This is a genomic window from Variovorax sp. MHTC-1, from assembly GCF_003984645.1.
Taxonomy (GTDB): Bacteria; Pseudomonadota; Gammaproteobacteria; order Burkholderiales; family Burkholderiaceae_C; genus Variovorax.
This window is the reverse complement of the sequence record NZ_RWKI01000017.1, coordinates 44,824-61,927: the sequence shown is the minus strand read 5'-3', so window position 1 is coordinate 61,927 and position 17,104 is coordinate 44,824. Positions and strand designations below refer to the sequence as shown.

The 17,104-nt window shown below is 70.4% G+C and carries 17 protein-coding genes; all 17 read right to left on the bottom strand.

Going from position 1 to position 17,104, the window contains the following annotated elements; translation table 11 throughout:
* Nucleotides 1-3: 3 nt before the first annotated feature.
* Nucleotides 4-324: a hypothetical protein gene (locus tag EJI01_RS22205; protein ID WP_093103621.1), complete on the bottom strand. Its 321-nt coding sequence runs from the start codon at nt 322-324 to the stop codon at nt 4-6.
* Between the two features lie 10 nt (nt 325-334).
* A complete protein-coding gene (locus EJI01_RS22200; RefSeq protein WP_126839295.1) occupies nt 335-844 on the bottom strand; it encodes a phage baseplate assembly protein V in 510 nt (169 codons plus the stop codon).
* A 13-nt stretch (nt 845-857) separates the two neighbouring features.
* Nucleotides 858-1,997, bottom strand: a complete 1,140-nt coding sequence (locus EJI01_RS22195; RefSeq protein ID WP_126839294.1) for a hypothetical protein — start codon at nt 1,995-1,997, stop codon at nt 858-860.
* Nucleotides 1,987-2,358, bottom strand: a complete 372-nt coding sequence (locus tag EJI01_RS22190; RefSeq protein ID WP_126839293.1) for a LysM domain-containing protein — start codon at nt 2,356-2,358, stop codon at nt 1,987-1,989. The genes EJI01_RS22195 and EJI01_RS22190 overlap by 11 nt, the downstream gene beginning before the upstream one ends.
* Nucleotides 2,358-3,017, bottom strand: a complete 660-nt coding sequence (locus tag EJI01_RS22185) for a hypothetical protein (RefSeq protein ID WP_126839292.1) — start codon at nt 3,015-3,017, stop codon at nt 2,358-2,360. Before EJI01_RS22185 ends, EJI01_RS22190 begins: the two co-directional genes overlap by 1 nt.
* A 3-nt stretch (nt 3,018-3,020) precedes the next feature.
* Nucleotides 3,021-6,155, bottom strand: a complete 3,135-nt coding sequence (locus EJI01_RS22180) for a DUF4157 domain-containing protein (RefSeq protein WP_260602588.1) — start codon at nt 6,153-6,155, stop codon at nt 3,021-3,023.
* 103 nt (nt 6,156-6,258) lie between these two features.
* Nucleotides 6,259-6,534 (bottom strand): hypothetical protein, encoded by a 276-nt coding sequence (locus tag EJI01_RS22175; protein WP_126839291.1) that lies wholly within the window; start codon nt 6,532-6,534, stop codon nt 6,259-6,261.
* 52 nt (nt 6,535-6,586) lie between these two features.
* Nucleotides 6,587-8,527: an ATP-binding protein gene (locus tag EJI01_RS22170; protein ID WP_126839290.1), complete on the bottom strand. Its 1,941-nt coding sequence runs from the start codon at nt 8,525-8,527 to the stop codon at nt 6,587-6,589.
* Nucleotides 8,524-9,861, bottom strand: coding sequence for a DUF4255 domain-containing protein (locus EJI01_RS22165; protein ID WP_126839289.1), 1,338 nt, complete (start codon nt 9,859-9,861; stop codon nt 8,524-8,526). Before EJI01_RS22165 ends, EJI01_RS22170 begins: the two co-directional genes overlap by 4 nt.
* Nucleotides 9,858-10,559: a hypothetical protein gene (locus EJI01_RS22160; protein WP_126839288.1), complete on the bottom strand. Its 702-nt coding sequence runs from the start codon at nt 10,557-10,559 to the stop codon at nt 9,858-9,860. Before EJI01_RS22160 ends, EJI01_RS22165 begins: the two co-directional genes overlap by 4 nt.
* On the bottom strand, nt 10,556-11,266 hold the full coding sequence (locus EJI01_RS22155) for a hypothetical protein (RefSeq protein ID WP_126839287.1): 711 nt from the start codon (nt 11,264-11,266) through the stop codon (nt 10,556-10,558). Before EJI01_RS22155 ends, EJI01_RS22160 begins: the two co-directional genes overlap by 4 nt.
* 26 nt (nt 11,267-11,292) lie before the next feature.
* Nucleotides 11,293-11,817, bottom strand: a complete 525-nt coding sequence (locus tag EJI01_RS22150) for a phage tail protein (RefSeq protein ID WP_126839286.1) — start codon at nt 11,815-11,817, stop codon at nt 11,293-11,295.
* 15 nt (nt 11,818-11,832) lie between these two features.
* A complete protein-coding gene (locus tag EJI01_RS22145; protein ID WP_126839285.1) occupies nt 11,833-13,458 on the bottom strand; it encodes a phage tail sheath family protein in 1,626 nt (541 codons plus the stop codon).
* A 24-nt stretch (nt 13,459-13,482) separates the two neighbouring features.
* On the bottom strand, nt 13,483-13,776 hold the full coding sequence (locus EJI01_RS22140; protein WP_126839284.1) for a hypothetical protein: 294 nt from the start codon (nt 13,774-13,776) through the stop codon (nt 13,483-13,485).
* A 304-nt stretch (nt 13,777-14,080) separates the two neighbouring features.
* On the bottom strand, nt 14,081-15,148 hold the full coding sequence (locus tag EJI01_RS22135) for a sigma 54-interacting transcriptional regulator (protein WP_126839283.1): 1,068 nt from the start codon (nt 15,146-15,148) through the stop codon (nt 14,081-14,083).
* 493 nt (nt 15,149-15,641) lie between these two features.
* Nucleotides 15,642-16,019 carry a hypothetical protein gene (locus EJI01_RS22130; protein ID WP_126839282.1) on the bottom strand — a complete coding sequence of 126 codons (378 nt, stop codon included), beginning with the start codon at nt 16,017-16,019 and terminating at the stop codon, nt 15,642-15,644.
* A 136-nt stretch (nt 16,020-16,155) separates the two neighbouring features.
* Complete coding sequence (locus EJI01_RS22125; protein WP_126839281.1) at nt 16,156-17,103, bottom strand: hypothetical protein; 948 nt, start codon at nt 17,101-17,103, stop codon at nt 16,156-16,158.
* Nucleotide 17,104 lies beyond the last annotated feature (1 nt).

Sequence of the window (17,104 nt, the reverse complement as noted above, 5' to 3'; positions counted from 1 at the left end):
TGTTCACATCCCTATGACGCGGGTCTGCGCGGCCACCGCCACCAGCGGCGTGCCGGTGGGTGCGCAGATGGCCTGGCTGCTCATCAGCAGCACCGGCTGGCCGGCGGCGAACACGCGCGTGGCCGCCACGATCCATTGCGCTGTCACGCAGGGCCCGTTGCCTTGCGGCGGCGAGAAGGCGCAACCGGCCACCAGGTAGGGCGCCGCCTGCGTCGCCACCGGCTGTCCCGAGACCAGCACGCGCGGCACGGGGGCGCTAGGCGTGGCCTGGCCGCCGTGCGCGCACAAGACCGTGGCGCCGAGGTGGAGGAGGGGCCCGGACATGCTGCTGCGCCTAGACGATGGTGAGGGCGCCGGCGTTGATGGTGACCGTGGGACCGGTCATCACGATGGACGCGCCCTTGCCGTTCTGGATGTAGATGCCGGTGTCGTTGACGATCAAGGTGGCACCGGTCGCGCTCTTGAGCATGATCCCGCCGCTGGGCCCGGGCAGGTCGCTGATGGTCAGGCCGTTCTGCAGCGGTGTCTGCAGGGTGATGGCTTGCACCGCCGGGGGCGTGAGCCGCGCCAGCGCCGGCACCTCGGCCGCGCTGCCCCAGAAGCAGCCGACCCAGATCGGGTGGTCGATGTCGCCCTGCTCGTACTCGATCCAGACGCCCGAGCCGATCACAGGCAGCGCGAACATGCCGTTCTGGATCCCTGCCACCGGCACGCAGGGCAGCGCCCAGGTCGAGGGCATCAGCCCGCCCACGTCGGGCACCTGCACCATCAGCCGGCCCATCTGCATCGGGTCGATGTTGTTGAGCACCATGCCGCGGTACTTGCCGTAGAACTTCTCGGGCACTGGATGGGCTCCTTCAGACGGGGACCTTGGGCGTGATCGACACCAGCCCGTTGCGCGTGAGTTCGAAGCTCTGCTTGAACTCGCCGCGCCTGAGGTTGCTGGTCACGCTGCTGACGTAGTACAGCCCGTCGTAGGCAATGCCCACGCCGCGCACGCCGACCAACGCGCGCGCCTTCAGCGGCCGGCCGTAGCGCAGCACGTCCAGCGTGCCGCTGCCGCTCACCGCGTCCTGCGACTTGGCCGCTTCCGCGAGGCCGGCCGAGATCGCCCGCATCGGGCTCATCTTGGCGGTGTCCTTCATGAACTTGATGTTGGCGAGCGGCGTGGGCAGCGCGCCCAGCGGCGGCTGCAGCGGGTTCAGGTTGGGGATCGGAATCGGGACCGGGACGCGCGTGAGCTGGTTCTGGATGAACACGACGGGCAGCACGCCTTTGTCGGGATCGAAGGTGAAGCTGAGCGACTCCACGTTGGTCAGCGCGTCCATGTCCACGTTCAGCGCCGGCTGCGGCACGCCGATCTTGAGTTCGGGGCCGAAGTAGGCGATGTTGGTGCCCGGCGTCGGCCCCGGCTCGACGTAGAACACATAACCCACCTGGCGCGCCAGCTCCTGGATGTAGGCCAGGTCGGTGCCCTGCTGCGCCGGGATCTTGTCGATCGGGATCTGCACATCGGGGAAGAGCACCGGGATGATCATGGGGATGAGGCCGAAGGGCGCGTACTTGGCGCACAGCAGCGCCACGCGCCCCTCCACCGGCACGGCCGGGAAGGGCAGGCCGCTCCAGTCCTGCTTGTCCATGGCCTTGGTCACGTCCTCGCCGGTCACGACCAGGCTGCCGGGTTGACCCTGGCTGCCGGGCTGAACCTGCACGTTGGTCATCACGCCGTCGAAGAGGGGCTGCGGCTGGCCGTTGAGCGTCACCACCAGCAGCACGCGCAGCGCCGGCGTGAAGGGCGTCGAGTTGACGCCGGCCAAAAGGAAGATGGTGTTGAGTTCCGAGCGCGCAGTGATCGAGAACTTGAGCTGGAAGCCGCTCGCGCTGCCGGTGGCGGTGCGCACCTCGACGCTCTCGAGTGCGTCCGTCACCACCCGCGGCACCGGGATCGGCACGATGGGGCCGATCAACAGGCTGAGCTGGATGCCCTTAGCGAACATCTCCGGCTCCAGGGGCGGGCACGCCCTCGGGCAGCGTGATGGCCAGTTGGCGGCCGACATCGGCCACCAGCGCCTCGGGCAGCAGCGCGCCGTTGGCGTCGGCCAGGCGCCAGTTCTGCTCGGCCGCGCCCAGGTGCTGCGCGGCCAGGTTGTCGAGCCGGTCGCCGGCCACGACAGTGGCGGTGGCCATCCGCGCGAAGTTCTCCGGCGGCGGCAGGAAGCGCCGCGTGACGAACACCACCCGTCGGCCGTCCGGCAAGGTGGCCTGCGCGGTCGGCAAGCCGTGGTAGCGGCTGTCCGGCGCGAAGGTCGGCTGCGCCAGGCCGTTGGCCTGCATGAAGGCCTGGATCGGATCGACCATCACGAAATCCCCCCGATGCCGAGCGTGGAGAAGCTCACGGGCTGCACCTTGGCGGCCAGCCTCTCCTTGCCCTGCAGATAGGTCATGAACAAGGCTCCGCCCTTGGACGAGAAGCCCAGGTCGTCCACCGACAGCACGCGCAGGCTGAACGAGACCTTGGCGCGGATCGGGTTGAGGGCCGGGTCGAATGCCTCCTCGGTGATCGAGAAGTCGGCCAGCTTCACCGGCACGATGCGGCTCTTGCCCCAGACGAAAAGAAGCAGCGGCGCCAGCATGGGCGCGATCTCCAAGGTGCCGGAGCTGGCCTGGCTGTCCACCCGCTGCAGCTGCGCCGCACTCGGATGCGACAGCGACTCCAGCACCGCCAGCTGTGGCGCGATGCCGTGGGCGATGACGCTGGCGTTCTGGTCCGGGAACTCGAGCTGGTCGGTGGCGTCGATGTCGGCCTCGAAGCTGATGGTCTCCACCGCCGGGCCCTTGAAGCGCGTGGGCTCGGTGCGGTCGGTGCCTTCGCCGCCCACCGACTGGGCCTGGAGCTTGCGCGTCAGCGAGTCGGCGTTGTATTGCAGCGAGATCACGCGCTGCACCTGCGCCGATTCCGGGTCGACCAGCACCAGGCCGCCCTTGATCAGCTTGGGGGAGTTGGGGGAGGTGGTCATGGTTCAGGGCGTTGGCTGGGGCTTGGCCGGCGGCGGCGCGAAGGTCGACTTCGCGTAGAAGTCGGCATCCGGCTCGGGGCGGTTGAAGTGCTGGTGCGCGGACACATCCAGCTCGCCGTGGTGCAGGTAGGCCAGCACGCGCGTGGCCGTGGCCTTCAGCGTGGTCTTGCCGGTCTTGGGGTTGTGGGTGCGCGCCACGACCCAGCGGTAGCGGTCGGGGTTGTTCAGCGTGGCGCGCGCGGTGGCCAGGTAGGTGGCGTCGTCGGGCACGACGTCGGCACTGAGTTCGTGGACTTCGCTGCCGCCGTCGGGCAGGCTGCCCGTCAGCCGGTAGGTCAGCTGCGGCTGCCCTTCCTTGCCGACCGAGGGGCGGGAACTCAGGGCGCCGGGCTGGAAACCCTTCCCGGTCTTCCCCTGGACGCTGCGGTACAGCGCCAGGAAGCCCGGCGCGCCCTGCGGGTCCCAGTGCGTCTGCGCGATCACGCGGCGGTACAAGCGCTGGCCCTTCTGCTGGTAGGTGCCGTTCTTGAGCGCCACGCTCTCGGGGCGCGTGTCCTTGGCCACCAGCTTGGCCGCCAGCGCCTTGCGCTGCTTCTCGGACAGGTGGCCGTACAGGCGCTCGAGCTCGGGCAGCAGTTCCTTCGTCGTGAACAGGTCCTCGCCCGGGCGCTGGAACATCGGGCCCGAGAAGGCTTCGTACTGCTGGGCTTGCGCAACACGCGTCCTGCGCTCGGCGTCGCGTTCCTTCAGCTCGGCCGCGATCGCCACCTTGCGCTCGGCCATGGCCTTGGCCCGCGCCGCCTTGGCGGCCCTGAGTTCCGCCCCCTTGAGCTTCTTGTCGACGGCGGGCGGCTCAGGATGTGCGGCCGCCACCTCGGCGCGGAAGGCCGCGTCCGCGCGCTTGCCGAGCAGGGGGTCGGTGCCGTACTCCTGCTCGTGCGTGGGCGCAGTCACGCTGCCGGCGCCAGCGAAGGCTTCGTCGAGCAGGTCCAGCATCTCCTTGGTGCGGCCGATGTCGCAGCCCTTGATGCGGATCACGGTGCGCGCGTCAATCTGCTTGCCGACCTTGGCCAGCGGGGACGCGCCGCTGGCCGGGCGCAAGGCCTTGCGCAGTTCGGTCACGTTGAGCTTCTTGTCCTTGTCGTCGCCATCGAGCGCGAAGCTCAAGGTGCCGTCCTCGTTGGCATGCGAGACCAGGTACAGGTTGCCGATCGGCTCCGAGATCTGGCTGGCCACATGGCTCAGCACCGCGGCCAGGCTGCGCTTGTCGGTGACGAAGGTGGCCGTCGGCCGGTGCGCGGAGAAGTAGCGCAAGGCCTCGCGGTAGAAGTCGTCCTTCTTCACGTCGCCCATGATGAAGACGTAGTCCTTGCGCGGCGGGCCCTGCACTGGATTTTCGGCAGCGATATCGGTGGCCGCCGGCGCGGTGACCGCGGGCTCGTCGGCGCGTGCGGTGCGCATGCTGCGCGAACCGCCCAGCGCGGACTTGCGCCCGCCGATGAAGTTCTCGTCGTAGAAAGCGCGCAGCGCGTCCTCCTCGGCGCCGTGGAAGTCGCTGTCCAGGTTCTTCGGGTCCAGCCCGCCCTTGGCGGCGAAGATCAGCGGCAGCTCGGCCGGCGGCGTGTTCAGCAGCAGCGTGAGGATGGCGCGTTCGTCGTCGTTGCCGGTAAAGCCGGACTGCATCTCCTGAATCAGCGCGATCTTCTGGCCGGCGTCCAACTGCATCACGCCCTTGCGCCACTGCGCGACGATGGCACGCGCCTTGTCATCGCTGTCGCCCTGGTCCTCGATGCGGCCAGGGCCGACCTTGGCCAGGTAGGCCTTGAGCGTGGGCAGGTTGAAGCTGCCGGCGTCGAAGTCCTCCACGTCGAGCTTGCGCTGCATCACGTGGGCGCCATCGGCCTGCTGCACCACGTGGGCCAGCTCGTGCGCCAGCAGGTGGCGGCCGGCCGGCGTGGCCGGTGCGTACTGGCCGCGATTGAACACCAGGTCGGTGCCCACGGTGTAGGCGCGCGCGCCTACGGATTGCGCCGAGGCGGCGGCCTGCGCATCGGCATGGATGCGCACGCGGCCGAAGTCGTGGCCGAAGCGCGACTCCATGAACTGCCGCGTCGCGGGCGCCAGCGGCGCGCCGCCCTCGGCCAGCGTGGACTGCACCGCAGCGGTCGCGGCCGGACTGCTCTCGCGCGCGCCGGGCGCCTGCGCGGGCTGCTGCGCTTCGCGCGCGACGTCGATCTGCGGGCCCAGCGGGTTGGGCTTGCCTGGGTTGAAGTGCTGGTAGAGCCGCACCAGGTCCAGGTTCAGCGTGAAGCGCACGTCCTGCCGGCCGGCCTGCAGGTCGGGAAGGGCCGGGGTCTGCGCCATCACGCTGCCCCCGGGCTCGATCAGCGGGTAGGGCGAGATGCCGCTGCGAAAGCCGCCGGTGAGGTTGACGCCGTCGCTGAACAGCCCCAGCTTGACCTGCAGGGCCGACAGCGAAAGCGGCGTCGCGCCGGCGGTGTCGAGCCGGCCGCTGCTGTCCAGCTTCAGGCTGGACAGGCGGGTATTCAGCACGCCGTCGTTGAAGGCCTTCAGCAGCGAGGTGGCGTCCAGGCCGAAGTCGAATTCGAAGCGCGTCTGCGCGCTGTCGAGGATGCGGTAGGTGAAGGTCTTGACCGGGAACTGCGGCACGATGCCGGGCAGCATCGCCAGGTTGAAGTCGTCGAAGTCGCGGCGCATGGCCGGGTTCACCATCGCCATGCTCCAGAGGAAGGCGTAGTTGGCGCCCAGGAACACCGGCACGCCCACGCTCAGCGCCGGCGGCTGGCGCATGAAGTCCGCCGCCAGCTTCTCGGTGAAGACGCCGAAGGCCGGGTTGTTCTCGCCCAGGTTCGCGGCGACCACGCCCAGCCCTTCGCCGAGCGGGTCCGGCTCTTCCTTCTTGCGCTCATCGTCCTGGCGCTGCACCGTGGGTGCGCGCAGTGGCGTCAGCGCGGGCCGGCCGCCGCCTTGCAGCACGCGGTCGGCGGCCTGGTCGGCTTCCTGTTCGTAGCGGTCGCCCGCTGCGCCGATGGCCAGCTTGGGCTGCAGCCAAGATGAGCCCGGCGCAGTCGTGGACGCTGCGGTCGCCGGCACGCGGGGGCTGCGCGTGCGAGTCATGGGCAGGCCCTGTTCAGCACGTCCATCATCCTGCGTTGCGTGCCGCTGCCTTGCGTGCGTTCGGCGCCGGGGGCGCATGCGGCACATGCGGCTACGGCAGCGGTCATGGCGCACCTGCCTCGTTGCCGGCCGGGGCCGGGGGGTCGCCCGCGATCCGCACGGCCACGGCGCGGCCAAGGGCCGCAGCGTCCGCGCCGTGAGGCAGCCGGACCTGTCCGGCCTGCAGCGCGTGCGCACTGCCTTGCGTGGCCAGCGTGCTGCTGCCGCTGGCGAGCAGCGCGTGCAGCTCGGACTGCAGCGCGGCCGCGACGGCGGCGGCATCGACGCGCTCCACCCCGCGCAGCACCAACCGGTCGATGGAGAGGACGATGCGTGGCATGGCGTGCTCGCTGTTCGTCACTCGGCGTGGCGCCGGCATGGGATGCGCGCCGTCATGCCCACCCCCGCGTTTCCGCATCCGAATACGGCTTCTCGCGCTTGGCGGCGTCCAGCTGCGCGGCCTGCAGCAGCATGGCCATGCCAATGGGCGTGCCCGCCTCGGCGGCCAGAAAGGCGGCCGCCAGCGCGATGTTGCGGATGGTGCCGCCGGCCACATTGAGCCGCGCCAGCTTGGCGTAGTCGATGTCTGCATGGAGCGGCGCGCCGGCCGGGAACACCGCGCGCCAGATGCCTTCGCGCTGCGCCTGGTCCGGGAAGGGGAAGTGCACGACGAGGCGCAGGCGGCGCTGGAACGCGGCGTCCAGCGCCGCCTTGTGGTTGGTCGTCAGGATCGCCAGGCCGCCGTAAGCCTCCATGCGCTGCAGCAGGTAGCTGACTTCGATGTTGGCGTAACGGTCGTGGCTGTCCTTGACCTCGCTGCGCTTGCCGAACAGCGCGTCGGCCTCGTCGAACAGCAGGATGGCGCCGGCTTCCTCGGCCGCGTCGAAGACCTTGCGCAGGTTCTTCTCGGTCTCGCCGATGTACTTGCTGACCACGGCCGACAGGTCGACGCGGTAGAGCGCCAGGCCGAGTTCCGAGGCGAGGACTTCGGCGGCCAGGGTCTTGCCGGTGCCGCTGTCACCCCAGAACAGCGTCGCGATGCCCAGCCCGCGCGCGCTCAGCGCGGCGAAGCCCCATTGGTGGTGCACCGTGAGCCGGTGGCGCGCATGGGCCGCGATCTGGCGCAGCACGGCCAGCTGGGCCTCGGGCAGCACCAGGTCGGACCAGCGCGCGCGCGCGTCGATGCGCTGGGCCAGGCCGGGCATGCCATGGGCCGGACCGCGGCTGGCCGCGTGCAGCGCAGCGGCGTTGGCGGCTGCGTCGTCGCCGCATGCCCCGGCGGCGATCTGCGCGATGCGGCGCGCGCCCAGGCGGTACTGCGTGGCCAGCGTGCCGACCACCGGCCCCAGTGCCGCGGCCTTGTCGGCCAGGGCGGCCTGCCAGAGCTGCAGCCGTTCCGGCGCCTCGGGTCGCGCGATGTTCTGGTGCAGCTGCGGCGTGTCGCCCAGCGCCAATTCGTGGCCGCTGACGAAGACGAGGCCGCTCAGGCGTTCCAGCAGGCGTGCTACGGTTGCTTGCGCCTCGCGCTCCTCGCAGTGGATCAACAGCCCGCAGCCCAGCAGCGCAGCCTCGCGCAACCACAGCGCTGCAAAAGCGGCCTGCTCGGCGGCGGCCGTCGGTACGTCGGTCGCACGCAATCGATACAGGCCGGCACCCAGTCCGGCCGCGACGGCCGCGGCCACGTCGTGCTGGCCGGGGGCATCGTCACCGTCGAGCACGATGGCGGGCAGGCGGCTGGCGGCGCCGCGCAGCCGGGCCAGCAATTGCGCGACCGCGGCCTGCTGGTCCCGGCCCATGGCGCCGGCCGGCTGCTGCAGCTGCAGCAGCGGCCGCAGGCGGTGGTCCAGCGCGTTCAGCCCGGCGATGAAGTGCAGCACGCGCTCATCCAGCCGGAGCCTGGCGCCGGCGATGCCGGTGCTCTCGTCGACCTCCAGCAGGCGCCAGCGGCGCAGCGGCTCGTTCGGCGCGATGGCGCTCCAGTGTGGCTGCGGCAGTACCGCCAGCGCGAGGCCGAAGCTGGCCCACGGCCGATGCGGCTGGCTGCCGCCCTGGGCGCACAGAGCGGCGATGCGCGCGTCCATCTCGACGCCGGCCACCAAAAGCAGGAGGTCGCGCTCGAAGGCGCTGAGCGTGAACAGCGCCGCCAGCGTGTCGATCGCGGCCGGTGCTGGCATGGCGGCGCGCAGCGCCGCGGCCTCGGCTTCCGCCGCGGCCGCGTCGCGCGCACCATCGCCCGCACCGTCACCCAAAAGGGCCGCCAGCCGCGCGAACTCCGCCACCAGCAGACGCTGGTTGGCGTCGCTCCATGCGAGCAGGCGGTCGGGCGCGTTCACGTGATCTCCACCGTCCGGTCCAGGAAGCGCGGCAGTTCCGGCGGCTCGAAGTCCATGTCGATGATCGGGCTGTCGATGTCATCGATGCGCAGGCGCGCCAGATGCACGCCGACCGGCGCGTCGGGGATCACGAAGACCAGTGAATTCGGCGTGGCGCCTGCCGTCTGCGGCAGCACCTCCGCCGCGCCCAGCACCAGCACGGCGCGCTGGCCTTCGCGCAGGTCGGGCGTGAACTGGATCGTGACGCTGGCCGAGCCGTTGCCCGCGCGCGCCACGGTCTGCGGCAGGTTGGTGATGCGCGGCGCCAGCGTCAGCAGCAGCGCGTTGGTCTCGTGCCGCCGGTCCTCGCCCTGCGCATCGGGCCGCGTCAAGCGCACGCTCACGCGGTACACGCCGGCCGGCAGCGCGGCCTGCTGGCCGGCCAGCGAGAAGGCGGCCACGGTGGCGGCGGGGCGGTCCGGCGCGGGGGCGAGCACCGGCAGCATCTGCGCGATGTCGAAGCGGTCGTTCCGCAGCCAGGCTTCGCGGTCGTCGCCGTCGAGCAGGCTGCCCTGCAGGGCCACGATGTCGCCGATGGCTGCCACCGGCTGGCGCAGCGGCGGCACGGCGCGCACCAGCACCGGCACGCTGGGCAGCAGGCTGGGCTGCACGGCGATGCCGGTCTCGCGGCCCGTGACTTCATCGACGCGGCCGCGCGTGAGCACCGGCAGCGGCGTGCGGGCCGGGCGTTGGGCCTCGATCAGCACCACCGACGCGCTGTAGGCCATGCTGAGTCGCAAGTGGCTTTGCGTGGCGGTCCAGAGCTTGGACATCTCCTCGTTGTTCAGGTGCTGTGGCGTGATCTTGATCAGCTCTACCTGCTCGGCCAGGCCCGATTCGGACAGCGCGCGCAATGCCGGCGGCAAGGTGGCGCCGGTGCCGGGCGAGGGGTTGAGCGCCGTGCGGATGGCCTCGCGCGTGAGCACCGGCATCTCGTGCAGCAACTGCATGGCGTAGCCCAGCAGGATTTCGGCATGCAGGTCCCCGGCGCTGTAGGCCGACAGCAAGTAGTGCAGGTCGAGCGCCAGCGGCGGGTTCGTGAGCCGCGCACGGCCGGCGCCGTCGCGCGAGGGCAGGGCCTCGTTGCGCCAGCCGGCGTTGGGCGTCACACCGTACAGGAACAGGTTGAGCTGCGAGGCCTCGGTGCCGCCGGTGGGCACCACGCGGTCGGGCGCCAGCAGGCTGACCGTCACGCTGGAGCCCAGCACGCCGCTGACGTTGCCGTTGACCAGCCCGTCGTTGAGCAGGTCGCGCAGCACGGCGCTGACGCCGGCGATCGCGAGGGCCGTGCTCATGTCTTGCTCCTCGCGGCCAGGTAGGCGTCCAGCGACACGGGTTGCGTGCGCTCGCGCGGGCGGGCCTTGGGGCGGGGCGCTTCGTGCAAGGCCGTCACGTCGATGCGGCCGATGTGGATGTGGACCTCGGTCTCTTGGCTGGCGGCGGCCTGCGGCGCCGGCCGGAGGGCGAACGCTGCCGGGCCCCGCCCCGTCTGGGCCAAGGCCGCGGCGTGGCCTGCGGTGCTGGGCTGCGACGGCAGCAGCGGCGCGAGTTCCTCGCGGCGCGGCGGGGGTGGTGACTGCGGCCGGGCGGGTGTGTGCAGGGACGCCATGGCGGGCATGGCAGCGGCCGGAACAGCGGCCGTGCCGGGTGCGCCATGTGGCTGGGCGGGCGTCGTCGTGGCCACCGGCGTGCGCGTCGCCACTGACTGGCGGGCTATGGGCTGCGCGCGGCCGGGCTGAGCGGCCGCGGCGGGCGATGGCACAAGTGATGGAACGGCTTGCTCCGGCGCGGCCGTGACGAGCGAGGCTGGCTCGGACGGCCCGGGTCGCCCGGGCGCGTGGGTCTTGGGCACAGCCGCTTCCATCCGCGACCGCGCCGTGTCGTCCTGCGGCCGATCGAAGCCATCTGCGCCGAACGGCAAGCGCACATCCGAGCGCACTGTCCAAGCGTTGCCGGCGGCGCGCTGGGCCAAGCGGTGCAGCAGGCCCGTCATGCCGCCCCCACCATGGCCAGATAGCTGGCCCGCCGCGCTGGCGTCAGCGCCAGGATCTGCGCCTCGCTCCAGCCGTAGGCGCTGGCCAGATGGTGCACCTCGCGCAGCAGCACCAGCGCGCGTGCCTCGATCTCTTCCCACAGCAGCTGGCCGGCGTCCAGCTGCACCAGGTCCGCATGGCCGCAGGCCACGCACTGCAGGGCCAGCGCCAGGTCGGCCTGCGGGTCCAGCGCGTCCAGCCCTTCTTCGACGGCCCGCAGCGCCGCCTCATCCAAGCGCGCGGCATCGCCGGCCAGGGTACAGCGCGCGAGCAGCTCGCGCGCGGCGCGTTCGGCATCCGCGTCGGCCGCCACGGCCGCCAAGTCGCGCAGGCTGGGCGCACGCACGCGCAGGCCGGCGACCTCGGCCTCACGCGGGGTCAGGTCGTCGTCATGGGCAGGGGCGAGCAACTCCCGCGCGTCCAGCGCGAAGGCCAGGCGCTGGCCGCATCGCGGGCAGTCGGCATGGCCGTCGATGCGCGCGCCGAAGCAGGCCGCGCGCAGTTGCAGCAGGCTGGCGTTGACCGCACCCAGCGGCAGGTCGGCGATGGCCTCGGCCGGCCAGTCGGGGCGCGCCGCGGCGGCCAGCAGCGCGCTGCGGTCGAGCGCGTGGCGGCTGGCGCCATGCTCCCACAGCGACAGCAGTTCAGAGCCGGTCAGCGCGCGCATCGCCACCTTCCGCACGGGGTCGTCGTTCAGGCAGGTTCGTTGAAGGTGGGCTCGGCCGGTTCGACCACGTCGTAGTCGCGCTCCCAGCCCTCGTTCTCGAGCTTCAGGGTCTGGATCGCAACGGCGTTGGCATTGGCGTCCAGGTCCGGCAGCGCCTGGTACTCCGACACCCAGCAGCGGAAGACCTTGTAGGCGATGGCAAGCTGGCCGGCCTCGTTGTAGACCTCGATGATCAGGTCTTTGCGAAAGCTCGCCAGCGACACCTCGGCGCCCAGCCCGGAGCCGAAGTTCCAGACCTTGTTGGCCCAGCGCTCGAACTCGGCGTCGTGCGTGACACCGCGCTCCAGCGTGATGGCCTCGAACTTGGTGCGGCCAGGGGACTTGCGCGTGGAAGACGGATCGCCCCCCTCGCGGTGCTCCACCGGCTCGGTGCTGCGCTTGAGCGCGCCGACCTTGGAGATGCCGGCCACGTAGCGGCCGTCCCACTTGACGCGGAATTTGAAGTTCTTGTAGGGATCGAAGCGGGTGGCGTTGACGCTGAACTGTGCCATGTCGTTCTTCCTCGGTCAGGTGGGGATCTGGCCGGCCATCTGCTGGATCTTGATGACCACGAACTCGGCCGGCTTCAGCGGCGCAAAGCCGACGACCACGTTCAGCACCCCCAGGTTGATGTCGGCCTGCGTGGTGGTCTGGCTGTCGCACTTGACGAAGTAGGCGTCGCGCGCCGAGGCGCCCTGGAACGCACCCTGACGGAACAGCCCCTGCATGAAGGCGCCGAGGTTCAGGCGCACCTGCGCCCACAGCGGCTCGTCGTTGGGCTCGAACACCACCCATTGCGTGCCGCGGTACAGGCTTTCTTCCAGGAACAGCGCAAGTCGGCGCACCGGCACGTATTTGTATTCGTCGGCGCTGACGTCGGCGCCGCGCAGGGTGCGCGCGCCCCAGACCACGCGGCCGTTCACACCCATCGAGCGCAGGCAGTTGATGCCCAGCGGGTTGAGTTGGCCGTTCTGCAGGTCGTTCAGATTGATCTGCAGGTCCTGCACGCCGTTGAGCGCCGCGTCGAGCCCGGCCGGCGCCTTCCAGACGCCGCGTGCCACGTCGGTGCGCGCCATGATGCCGGCCACCGCGCCGCCGGGCATGAAGGTGTCGACACGGCTGTCGCGCAGCGGGTCGACCATGCGCAGGCACGGGAAGTACAGCGCGGCGTTGCGCGCACCGGGGCCGCTGAGGTTGAGCCCGGTGCGGCCGGTCTGCGCATTGGCGACGGCGCTGGCCGCCGGCACGGCCCAGCCGGGATCGGGGTCGACGACCAGCATGGCGCGGCGCTCCACGCACAGCGCCAGCGCGGCCTGCCAGACGTTGGCCGGCACCGGGGTATAGGTGGACGGCAGGGTGGTGGTGTTGCGCGCCAGCGGCGGGATCACGAGCAGGTTGAACAGGTCGGCATGGGCCAGCGCATGGATGCCGGTGCGGCCGGCGGCGTTGCCCAGCAGGTCCTCGGCGCGCAGCGGGGGGCCGTCGTCGCCCCCGGCGGCGTCGATCCATGTGATGGTGGTGGGCGTGACGGTGGAGGCGGGCCGCGCCGCCGGCACCGCGCCCAGCGCGCGCACCAACGTGGATTCACGCTCGAGCACTAGCGGCAGGTAGCGCGGGTCGCCGGCGGTGGTGGACACCGCCCCGATGGTCTCGAACACGAAGTCGTCGCGGCCCGGCCGCACGCGGTAGCGCAGGCGCAGGTTGAAGCGCGTGGTGTCGGCCGCCGGCAGGCCGCTGTCGGTGCCATGGTCCACTGCGGCCGACAGCCGTCCGCCCCAGGCGCCCAGGCTGGCCGCCGTCAGCACGAGATTGTCGCCGCCAGCCGGCAGCGGGAGGGTGGCGGCGGAGGCCGCGGCCGGCGCATCGGCCGCATCCGGATCGGCCGCCGTGCCGACCAGCCGCACCACCAGCGCCAGCGCGCCGCCGTTCAGGTAGAAGTCGCGCACCGCGTAGGACATGGGACAGTCCACGGCCAAGCCACCGAACCGGCGCTCGAAGTCTGCAAAGCTGGTCAGCATCAACGGGTCGTTGATCGCGCCGGAGGCGGCCCGGCCGACGAACGCCGTGATCGAGGTGGCCACACCGGTCAGGGTGCGCACGCCACTGGGCACCTCTTCCACGTAGACGCCTGGGTAACTCAGGGCACTGGGCATACATTCCCCTCCATCGATTGATGATCAAGAGCCCGATGGCTCCGCCTGCGATCCCTCATGGCCCGCGGGCCGGGCGGCGCGGTACACCGTCTGGCCGTCCGGACCGAATGCGCACTCCATCTCGCCGCTGGCCACCAGCGCGGCCAGCGCCGCACCGACAACGTCTGGCGAACTCCCCTCCATGCGCGGCTGCAGCCACCAGGCGGCGATGCCCGCGAGGGTGTCGCAGGCCTGCGGATTCGCACGCACGTAGCGGCCCAGGGCCGCTACCACTTCCGTCACCGCAATCAGGTCGTTGCGCTGGGCATTCAAGTCCACCCCACGAAGTCACGAGCGCATCAGCTCGCAGCAAGCGTGCCATCCGTTTCTCAATTGCAAGTGCTTGATTCGATTGGAGTTTTGACAGATCTCTTTGGGCTTGCTGTGCGGTCAGATGCACAGCCCCTTCATTGCCATCCGCGGCCGCTGCGTTGGCGGTATCCGAAGAGCCACTGGTGCACATGGGGTACGTGTCGTGGCGCACACGGGTGTGCTTGCGTCGACATGGGGCCGCGCGAGCGGCGCAAGAATCCGATCCACCAAAGAGCGGAGAGGTGCGGGCGGCGGAAGAAGGGAGGCGGCGCTAAACGCTGCCGAGCGCGCGTGCCTTGACGCCGTATTTCTTGACGAGTCGGCTCAGCGAGGCTCGTTCGATGCCGGTCAACCGTGCGGCCTCGCTGATGTTGCCGGCCGTGCGCGACAGCCAGTCCTCGATAAAGCGGCGCTCGGCCTGGTCGGCGGCTGCGCGCTTGGCGGCGCGCAGTGAATCGGCAGGCGCGGCGGTGGCTGGCATCGCGGCGACGCCGATCCGGGCCAGCTCGGGCGCGCATCGGCGCAGATCCTCCACGCCGACCTCGGATCCCTGGCAGACCACGTGGGCCTTGAGCAGCACGTGCTCCAGCTGGCGCACGTTGCCGGGCCAGTCGTAGGCATGAAGCAGCGCCAGGGCGGGCCCGCCGATGCGGCGCGCCAAGCCGTCGGTCTGTCGCGCCGCCTTGGCCAGCAGGTGCGGCACGAGCAGGGTCAGGTCGTCAAGACGCTCGCGAAGCGGCGGCAGGCTGACGCGAAAGGCGTCCAGCCGGTACAGCAGGTCGTCACGGAACATGCGCGCCGCCGCCTTCTCGTGCAGGTCAACGTTGGAGGCCGCGACGATGCGCACGTCCGCGTGGTGCAACTGGTTGCCCCCCAGCGCCCGGTAGCTGGAGTCCTGCAGAAAGCGCAGCAGCACGCCCTGGCCACGCGGCGACAGCGCTTCCACCTCATCCAGGAACAAAGTCCCGCCCTCGGCCAGGCGCACCAAGCCCTGGCGCGCCTGGCTGGCGTCGGTGAAGGCGCCTCGGGTGTGGCCGAACAATTCGCTCTCGACCAGCGTATCGGGCAGCGTCGCACAGTTGACCGGGATGAACGGGCAATGCCGGCGCTGGCTCTGGTAGTGCACCGCGCGCGCGACCAACTCCTTGCCGGTGCCGGTCTCACCAGCGATCAGCAGCGGCGCGGACCACGCGGCGTAGAGCTTCACCAACTCCATGGCTTCGCAAAAGGGCGCGCTGTGGCCGACAAGATTCTGCGCCAGCGCCGTACAGGCTTGGCCGTAGCCATCGTCTTCGGGACAGACCGCGGTCTGCGTGCATGAAGAGCCGTTCGTGCGCATTCTTTGTCCGTCCTCAACCCGCCGGTGTGGGCCATCCCCGGATTCGCTCACTCTTGCTGCCTGGCGAAAAGCTTCGCGGACCACGTCGCGCCTGCGTTACGTTCGCGTCGTCACAGAAGAGAGCGGTCGACTTCCATCGCATGACTTTGGAGAACTCACGCCCTTGTTCTTTTGCAATGGCATTGCCCACGTCGCGCGAGATCCAACTCTCGCGCGACGACCCGCCTCCCCAAGCTTTTTGTCCAGCCGAGCCACAGTGAACACGCCTACAGCCCGGTGACCGAATACCGCGGCGTGGATCACCGCTGGCTGGCAACGCGCAGCAACGTGCTCGCTCCGATCGAAATGCAGCGCTGCTTCGGTGGACCGGAAAGCGTGCCGCATTGCAACTCGAGAACTACCGACACGACGCGCCGCGAAACCAACGAAACGCGCACATCATCCGTCCACAGGGCAGAATGCGCATCTGCCAAACGAACTAGTCACGTGAGTCTCAGACGTTTGACGTCTCCCGCAGAACCCAGGGCCTTATCAAAACCAGCGGTGGAACGAGCCACCGCATTGCGCCCGCTGTGCGGAGCGCGGCCTTGGTCTGCGCCGGCGCCGGCGCCGGCGCCTGCGCCTGCGCCTGCGCGCGCGAATCTCGCGCGCCAGCGTTTGGTTCCGGCCAGGGCATCTTGGCGTACGGTGACCAGCCAAGGTTCGTGCGATGTGCCATGTTTGACGCCTGAAGATCATCACGCTGAACCTGCATCACCCGCGCGGTCTGCAGCACATGGCTCAGGCGCTTGTTCTCCACGATCGGGCCCATGTCGACTTGCGGCTGCTGCCTGTCGCGCTTGTACGCCAGGGGTCCGCGGATGACCCCCATGGCATTCACAAGCTTTTCCGCCGCAGCGTCGGGCCGCAGTCTGCGTAGCGTTCGCAGATCATCCGAGATCGCACGCTCGGCAGTGCCTGGCGCCAGCTGATGGTTGCTGGCACGCCCGCGCTTGCGTGAGATCCGCTTACCCCGGCTTCGGTGGCGGCGGATGGGTGTACGCGTAGTTGGGCATCACCCGCTGGCGCAGGAATGTCGACACTTCCGCGTTGAGTTTGCGTTCGCTGTCCAGGTCATTCGGCAGCGCCAAGTGAAGCGCCGGGTACAGGCTGAAACGATACAGGTCGAACGCCACCTCCACCACGTTCCCGTACGCGATCGCGGCCTGCACACCGGCACGGTACGACAGCCGCGCCAGCATGAGCGAGATCAAAGCCAGCCCCAGCCATGGCGGGTGGCGCCACAACAGCGCGCCGCACACCAGCGCGGCCAGAAAGAACACTGCGGCGAAGCGCAGCGTCACGTCCATCTGGTTGCGCGCATCGCTCAAAAGGCTGCGCATTGACTCGGGCAACAGCGGGAACAGCCGCGGCCAGATCACCACGCCGTCCAGTCCGTAGGCACGCTGCGGTCGGTCCTCGGCGGCGCGCAGCACATTTCCGAGCGCGGTGGGCATCAACCGGTCCGCCGAGGGATAGCGCTGGATCAGCGCCGCTGCGCTTGCCTGCATGCGCTGGCGGGTCGGTGCGTCGGGCTGGCCGCCACCTTCGTAGCCCAGCGCCTTCACCAATGCATCGCGTCGGCGCGCTTGGCGCGCGGTGGCGAGGCGCGCCAGATCGCGTGCACCCGGTGCGTTGCCCCAGTAACCCTCCAGCAGGCGCACCAGCGAAAGCTGCAGGGGGTGCAGCACGAGCGCCAGTGCGAGCAGCGCGGCCACCATAAGCAGTGCCTCGCCGCCGCCCGGGTCCTTGGCAGCAGCCCACAGTTTGGCCAAGTCAGGTGCGGCCTGCGGCGCGCCGCTTGCGAGCAGCGAGGCGATCAGTCCGAACAGCGCCAGGTTCGGCAGCAGGCCGACCAGCGACAAGCGTGGGCCGACCTCCTTCAAGCCGCTGTCGATCAGGCCGTCGAGTTTCATC

What these genes read in the sequence shown, in the direction of transcription:
- EJI01_RS22205 (WP_093103621.1), bottom strand. Translation starts at nt 324, where the DNA reads ATGTCCGGGCCCCTCCTCCACCTCGGCGCCACGGTCTTGTGCGCGCAC.
- EJI01_RS22195 (WP_126839294.1), bottom strand. Translation starts at nt 1,997, where the DNA reads ATGTTCGCTAAGGGCATCCAGCTCAGCCTGTTGATCGGCCCCATCGTG.
- EJI01_RS22190 (WP_126839293.1), bottom strand. Translation starts at nt 2,358, where the DNA reads ATGGTCGATCCGATCCAGGCCTTCATGCAGGCCAACGGCCTGGCGCAG.
- EJI01_RS22185 (WP_126839292.1), bottom strand. Translation starts at nt 3,017, where the DNA reads ATGACCACCTCCCCCAACTCCCCCAAGCTGATCAAGGGCGGCCTGGTG.
- EJI01_RS22180 (WP_260602588.1), bottom strand. Translation starts at nt 6,155, where the DNA reads ATGACTCGCACGCGCAGCCCCCGCGTGCCGGCGACCGCAGCGTCCACG.
- EJI01_RS22175 (WP_126839291.1), bottom strand. Translation starts at nt 6,534, where the DNA reads ATGCCACGCATCGTCCTCTCCATCGACCGGTTGGTGCTGCGCGGGGTG.
- EJI01_RS22165 (WP_126839289.1), bottom strand. Translation starts at nt 9,861, where the DNA reads ATGAGCACGGCCCTCGCGATCGCCGGCGTCAGCGCCGTGCTGCGCGAC.
- EJI01_RS22160 (WP_126839288.1), bottom strand. Translation starts at nt 10,559, where the DNA reads ATGACGGGCCTGCTGCACCGCTTGGCCCAGCGCGCCGCCGGCAACGCT.
- EJI01_RS22155 (WP_126839287.1), bottom strand. Translation starts at nt 11,266, where the DNA reads ATGCGCGCGCTGACCGGCTCTGAACTGCTGTCGCTGTGGGAGCATGGC.
- EJI01_RS22150 (WP_126839286.1), bottom strand. Translation starts at nt 11,817, where the DNA reads ATGGCACAGTTCAGCGTCAACGCCACCCGCTTCGATCCCTACAAGAAC.
- EJI01_RS22145 (WP_126839285.1), bottom strand. Translation starts at nt 13,458, where the DNA reads ATGCCCAGTGCCCTGAGTTACCCAGGCGTCTACGTGGAAGAGGTGCCC.
- EJI01_RS22135 (WP_126839283.1), bottom strand. Translation starts at nt 15,148, where the DNA reads ATGCGCACGAACGGCTCTTCATGCACGCAGACCGCGGTCTGTCCCGAA.
- EJI01_RS22130 (WP_126839282.1), bottom strand. Translation starts at nt 16,019, where the DNA reads ATGGGGGTCATCCGCGGACCCCTGGCGTACAAGCGCGACAGGCAGCAG.
- EJI01_RS22125 (WP_126839281.1), bottom strand. Translation starts at nt 17,103, where the DNA reads ATGAAACTCGACGGCCTGATCGACAGCGGCTTGAAGGAGGTCGGCCCA.